6 protein-coding genes are annotated in these 5,772 nt (G+C 74.7%); 4 read left to right on the top strand and 2 right to left on the bottom strand.

Annotation, left to right across the window (positions count from 1 at the left end):
* Positions 1-753: PAS domain-containing protein (locus tag PV341_RS43430; protein ID WP_500360781.1), on the bottom strand; the 753-nt coding region annotated here is incomplete at its 3' end.
* 177 nt (positions 754-930) lie between these two features.
* Here PV341_RS43430 and PV341_RS43425 point away from each other — a divergent pair.
* From PV341_RS43425 to PV341_RS43415, 3 genes are all read left to right on the top strand, one after another.
* A complete protein-coding gene (locus tag PV341_RS43425) occupies positions 931-2,325 on the top strand; it encodes a DUF2252 domain-containing protein (protein ID WP_500331599.1) in 1,395 nt (464 codons plus the stop codon).
* An 81-nt stretch (positions 2,326-2,406) separates the two neighbouring features.
* The gene (locus PV341_RS43420) at positions 2,407-3,234 is read left to right on the top strand and encodes a hypothetical protein (RefSeq protein ID WP_499512857.1); all 828 of its coding nucleotides are present in this window, start codon (positions 2,407-2,409) and stop codon (positions 3,232-3,234) included.
* 49 nt (positions 3,235-3,283) lie between these two features.
* Entirely contained in the window at positions 3,284-3,616 is a 333-nt protein-coding gene (locus PV341_RS43415) for a rhodanese-like domain-containing protein (RefSeq protein WP_499512856.1), read from the top strand.
* A gap of 25 nt (positions 3,617-3,641) precedes the next feature.
* On the opposite strand, the gene PV341_RS43410 is transcribed toward PV341_RS43415, so the two are convergent.
* Positions 3,642-4,769 carry an acyl-CoA dehydrogenase family protein gene (locus PV341_RS43410; protein WP_500331597.1) on the bottom strand — a complete coding sequence of 376 codons (1,128 nt, stop codon included), beginning with the start codon at positions 4,767-4,769 and terminating at the stop codon, positions 3,642-3,644.
* Positions 4,770-4,974: 205 nt separating this feature from the next.
* Here PV341_RS43410 and PV341_RS43405 point away from each other — a divergent pair, with 205 nt between their 5' ends.
* On the top strand, positions 4,975-5,658 hold the full coding sequence (locus PV341_RS43405) for a DUF5819 family protein (protein ID WP_500331596.1): 684 nt from the start codon (positions 4,975-4,977) through the stop codon (positions 5,656-5,658).
* Positions 5,659-5,772 lie beyond the last annotated feature (114 nt).

The following is a 5,772-nucleotide window of genomic DNA, read 5'->3' as shown; positions in this document are numbered from 1 at the left end:
CGGCACGACCGTGGCCCAGCCCGCCGCGAACCCCGCCACCGGCCGCGCGGCGCGGCCGGTGGCGGGGTTCGCGGCGGGCTGGGCCACGGTCGTGCCGTGCTCCTCGGGGAGCACGGGGAGAAGCACGGTGCCGTCGACCTCCACCGCCGGGTAGCCCAGGGGCACGATCTGACGGACGATCCGGTCCAGCCGGCCCGCGCTGACCCGGGGCAGCACCGAGCCCAGCCGGCCGGCCAGGTGCTCGGCGTGCGCGGGGTCGGCGGCCGGGGCGAGGCGCGGGATGATGCGGACGGCGCCGCGGGCGGTGGTGCCGTCGGCGGTGTAGGGCAGCAGGTGGTCGCCGAGCGCGAGACGCGGCCCGGTGTCGCGCAACGGGCGGGCGTTGGCGGCGATCACCAGCAGGCTCCGGCCGGCCGGCTCCATGATGCGGTAGGACCACCACACCACGTCCTTGACGCCGCCGTCACGGTCCGTGGTGGGCAGCGATCCGGCCCAGGCGGAGCGGGTGAACTCGTCCAGCACCTCCAGGGCGTCCTGCTCACCGGGGTGCCGGCCCGCGGTGTGCGGCAGCAGTCCGGCCGCCGGACGGCCGAACACGCCCTCCCAGCGGTGGCCGAAGAGCTCCTCGGCGCCGCGGTTCCAGTACGAGATGTCACCGTCGGGGCCGACGCAGAGCACGGCGAGGCGTACGAGCGCGGAGACACCGGTGGCTGCGAGCGGGGTCGTGGTCGTGGTCGTGGGAAGCCTGGTCATCTCGTCCAACGTCGGGCACCTGCGGTTCGGCTGCGGTTCGGCGCGGAAGGCTGAAGGAGCATCAGGGTCGGGTCTTCACCGTCCAGGCAAGCATGAAACATCGGACGCGGTCCGGTAAATGGCTAGATTGCCCCCAGGAGTGACCAACCGGGCATGGCCCGTGGGGAGGAAGAGCACGTGGAGCACAGGCTTCCGCACATCGCGGGGTTCCAGAGATGGCCGCACGACGGCGCGCCCAAGCAGGAGGGCAAGGCGCTGCGGGAGGCGGTGCCGCGCGAGGCGCACGCGGTGTTCACTCCGGGTGCAGACCGGCCGGGCGCGGTGGAGGCGGTGCGGGAGTCGAGCCTCGGGCGCATCCCGGAACTCGTCCCGCTGCGGGTGGGGAGGATGGCGGCGAGCCCCTTCGCCTTCCTCCGCGGCTCGGCCGGGCTGATGGCGGCCGACCTCGCGGGCGGCCCGGTCACCGGCATCGGCGCCCAGATCTGCGGGGACGCGCACGCCGCCAACTTCGGCCTGTACGGGGACCATCTGGGCCGGCTGGTCATGGACATCAACGACTTCGACGAGACCGTCCACGGCCCCTGGGAATGGGACGTCAAGCGGCTCGCCGCCTCCCTGGTGCTGGCCGGGCGCGAGGCCGGGGCGGACGAGGACGCGTGCCGGGGTGCCGCCTTCGACGCGGTGGGCGCGTACCGGCGCACCATGCGGCTGCTGGCGAAGATGCCGGTGCTGGACGCCTGGCACGCCATCGCCGACGAGGAGCTGGTCGCGCACGCCGACGCCCGCGACCTGGCGGGCACGTTGCGCCGGGTGGCCGGGAAGGCACGCCGCAACACCAGCGCCAAGTTCGCGGCGCGGGCCACGGAGGAGGTCGAGGGCGGCGGCCGCCGCTTCGTCGACGCGCCCCCGGTGCTGCGCCGGGTGCCGGACGGGGAGGCGGCGGCGGTCGCCGGGGCCCTGTCGGAGGGCGGCTACCTGGCGACGATCGGTGAGGACCGGCGGCCGCTGCTGGCCCGGTACGCGGTGCACGACGTGGCGTTCCGGGTGGTCGGGACGGGCAGCGTGGGCACGAGGTCGTACGTGGTGCTGCTCCTGGACCACCTCGATCAGCCGCTGGTGCTCCAGGTGAAGGAGGCCCGGCCCTCCGCGCTGCTGCCGTACCTGGGGAAGGCCGGGTTCGACGCGCCCGCGGTGGAGCACGAGGGACGGCGCGTGGTGCTGGGCCAAAAACGCATGCAGGTCGTCAGCGACAGCCTGCTGGGCTGGGCCGACGTGGACGGCCGTCCCCACCAGGTACGGCAGTTCCGCAACCGCAAGGGCAGCGTCGACCCCGCGGCACTGGAGGCCGGCCTGATAGACGACTACGCGCGGATGACGGGCGCGCTGCTGGCCCGGGCGCACGCGCACTCCGCGGACCCCCGGCTGATCGCGGGCTACTGCGGAAAGGGCGGGCAACTCGACGAGGCGGTCGCGGCCTTCGCGGTCGCGTACGCCGACCGGACCGAGGCGGACCACGCCGAGCTGGTGGCGGAGGTGCGGGCCGGGCGGATCGCCGCGGAACAGGGTGTGTGAGGGCCCGGGCGCCGGTGTGCCGGGGCAGGTACGAGGCCGTACCCTGTGACCGGCGCCCCCCACTCCTCGTAGGCTGGACCGGTGACGAATTCCCCCGGCACCGAGTCGGCCCCCGGCACCGAGTCGGCCGCCGCATCCTCCGAACCCCAGGACCGGCTGGCCCAGGCGGTGCGTGCCGCCGAGCGGGCCCTGATCGAGTTCGAGATCGCGGTGGAGACCTTCAGGGTGGAGGTCGAGAACTTCTCCCGGCTGCACCACCAGAAGCTCGGCCCGATGTACGCCCGGCTCGACGAGCTCGACGCGCTGATCGCGGAGGCGGTCGCGGCCAAGAGCGGCTCCCGCGAGGACATCCAGCGCGCCTGGGAGGCGCGCGCCCTCGTGATGCCGATGCCGGGGGTGGAGGAGCTCTTCGAGGGCCTGCTCGGCTCGGACGGGGTCCGGCCCCAGGAGGACCCGAACCCGCCGCGCCGCGTGCGGCCGGGCAAGGAGGCGCAGCGGCTCTACCGCGAGCTGGTCCGCAAGGCCCACCCGGACCTGGCGCAGGACGAGGCCGAGGTCGAGCGCCGCAGCGAGTTCATCGCCCGGGTCAACGAGGCGTACACCTACGCCGACGAGCAGCGGCTGCGGGAGCTCGCGGAGGAGTGGGAGGCCGGGCCGGTCCCGGAGGAGGAGCAGCCGAGCGAGGCCGAGGTGCTGTACGCGCGGCTGGAGTGGCTCGCGCAGCGCAAGGAGCGGCTGGCCGCGCTCGCCGCCGACCTGGAGAACAGCGCGATCGCGCAGATGATGAAGCTCGCCCCGGAGGACCCGGACGGGCTGCTCAACGAGATCGCGGAGAACCTCCTCAACCAGGTGGCCAACCGGGAGGCCCGGCTGGCGGAGCTGGTGCGCTCCTCGAAGGGGTCCGATTAGCGGGTCGGGTACGTTCGACGTGCACGCCCCGACCGAAGGAGTCCGTTCCATGTTTTACGCCCAGCTGCCCGCGGTGGACGCGGCGCAGGTCCCCGCCGACGGCTACCTGCTCGACGTCCGGGAGCACGACGAGTGGGACGCCGGGCACGCCGAGGGCGCGGTGCACATCCCGATGGGCGAGGTCGTGGCCCGCATCGAGGAGGTCCCGGCGGACCGCCGGGTGCACGTCGTGTGCCGGGTCGGCGGTCGCTCGGCGCAGGTCGCCCAGTACCTGATCGCGCAGGGCCTCGACGTGGTGAACGTCGACGGCGGCATGCTCGGCTGGGAGGCCGCGGGCCGCCCGCTGGTGACGGACGGCGCGGGCCCGGCGCACGTGCTCTGAGGCCCGCGGGGCGGCCCCGGGGCCGTCAGGCCTCGGCCGCCAGCAGGTCGCCCAGCTCCTCCTCGTGGGCGGCGGCGGGGCCGAGGGAGAGCTCCAGCTGTTTGGCCCAGGCGTGGTAGCGGTGCAGCGGGTAGTCGGTGTCGGCGCCGAAGCCGCCGTGCAGGTGCTGCGCGGTCTGCACCACCCGTCGTACGCCCTCCGAGGCCCAGATCTTGGCGACCGCGACGTCGGCGGGGTCCAGCCGCCAGGCGGCCTGCCAGCAGGTGACCTCCATCGCCCGCAGGTCGATGTAGCGGTCGGCGGACTGCACGGCCACCGCCTGGAAGGTGGCCAGCGGGTGCCCGAACTGCTCGCGCTTGGCGGTGTAGGCGCCGGTCATGCGCAGGACGGTGGTGCCCAGCCCCAGCGCCAGGGCGCAGGTGCCGGTGGTCAGCAGCCGGCGCAGCCGGTCCCAGGCGCCCTCGGCGGTGATCACGTCGCCCGCGGGGACGCGGACGGCGTCCAGCCGGAGCTCGGCGTGGCGCTCCCCGCTGGTCGAGATCTGCTCGGCCGCGGTGACCGCCTCGCGCGGGACGAGGGCGATGACCGTGCGGCCTCCGGCGGCGGAGGCCGGGACCAGGACGAGGTCGGCCTGCGGCGCCCAGGGGACGGCGGTCTGGACGCCGTCGAGCAGCCAGTCGCGGGCGGCGCCCTGCCCGTGGCTGTTCGCGTCCGCGTCCACGGGCCGCGCGGTGACGGCGAGTTCCGCGCCGTCGTGGCCGGTGCGGCCCGCGGAGGCGACGGTCAGGACGAGGTCGCCGCGGCCGACCGCGGGCAGCAGCCGGGCGCGCAGCTCCTCGGGGCCGTCGCCCTGCACGGCGAGCGCGGCGGCACAGGTCTCCAGCAGCGGCACCCGGGCGAGCACGGCCCCGGCCTCGCGCAGCACCAGGCACAGTGCGACCGGGTCGAGGCCGGCCCCGCCGTACGCCTCGCCGAGCACCAGCCCGAGGAGGTCGGCGGCGGCCAGCCGGCGCCACAGCGGGCGGTCGAAGTCCTCCGCCACCGCACCGGCGGTGAGCGCGGGGCTCGGAACGGCGTCGGGGGCCACGCCGGAGAACACCGCCCGTGCCGCCTCGACGGCCGCCAGTTGCTCCTCGCTGAAGCTGAAGTCCATGGCCCGACCTCCCGGACGCGTCCATTCTGACGGCGTGTCAGATTAGGCGGACCGGGCGGGGAAGTCCACATCCCCGTAGCCTCCTCCCTGACCCTGCCCGTGGCGCCCGCGGCCCGTGCTGACCGGGACGGCTGTACCGCACGTGTGCGGCATGAGTACCGTTCCGTGCTGAGCGGAACACGGGGAACACGAGCGGAGAACCACGATGGAGCCACCCGAGGAATCCGGGGGACCGGCCGGGATAGCCGCGCTGTCGCCACCCGCCCGGGCCGTGGTCGCGCTGGCGCTGGCCGCGGCCGTGGTCGGCGTCGCGGTGCACCTGCTCATGGTCTTCCTGCACGTCGCGCCCACGAACACCGCCACCAAGAAGCACGGCGACCTGGTCGGCAGCTACGTCTACCCCGAGTTCGAGCAGAACTGGAAGCTCTTCGCACCCAATCCGCTCCAGCAGAACATCCACGTCTGGGCGCGCGCCGATGTGCACAAGGACGACGGCACCGACCAGGTGACCGGCTGGATCGACCTCACGGCCATGGACATCGCCGCCATCAGGCACAACGTCCTGCCCAGCCACACCCAGCAGAACGAGCTGCGCCGGGCGTGGAGCTTCTACGCCGCCTCCCACGGTGAGAAGGACAAGCCGATCGGCGTGCGCGGCGAGCTGAGCAGGCGGTACCTGGAACGCATCGTGGAGGACCGCATCGGGCCCCGGCTCGACGGTGGCGACGTCGTCCGCCTCCAGGTGCGCACCGGCACCACGCCGGTCGCGGCCCCCACCTGGAGCCCCGAGGAGATCGACACGCGCACCACCTTCCAGGTGCTGCCCTGGTGGAACGCGCACGCGGCGGACGAGGACGAGGGAGACGAGAGCGGGGAGGAGGCGTCGTGAGCGAAGCCGTGAACGAGTCCGCGCACGGGGCGGCCGCGGAGCCCGTGGGCCGCCCCGTACCCGAGCCGGCGGCGGCCCGCGGCCGCCCGGCCCCCGCCGCCGGCTCGGGTACGG

This window comes from Streptomyces sp. PA03-1a (genome assembly GCF_033792805.1).
Classification (GTDB): domain Bacteria; phylum Actinomycetota; class Actinomycetes; order Streptomycetales; family Streptomycetaceae; genus Actinacidiphila.
This window is presented reverse-complemented; position numbering and strand designations above follow the sequence as displayed.

What these genes read in the sequence shown, in the direction of transcription:
- PV341_RS43415 (WP_499512856.1), top strand. Translation starts at nt 3,284, where the DNA reads ATGTTTTACGCCCAGCTGCCCGCGGTGGACGCGGCGCAGGTCCCCGCC.
- PV341_RS43405 (WP_500331596.1), top strand. Translation starts at nt 4,975, where the DNA reads ATGGAGCCACCCGAGGAATCCGGGGGACCGGCCGGGATAGCCGCGCTG.
- PV341_RS43410 (WP_500331597.1), bottom strand. Translation starts at nt 4,769, where the DNA reads ATGGACTTCAGCTTCAGCGAGGAGCAACTGGCGGCCGTCGAGGCGGCA.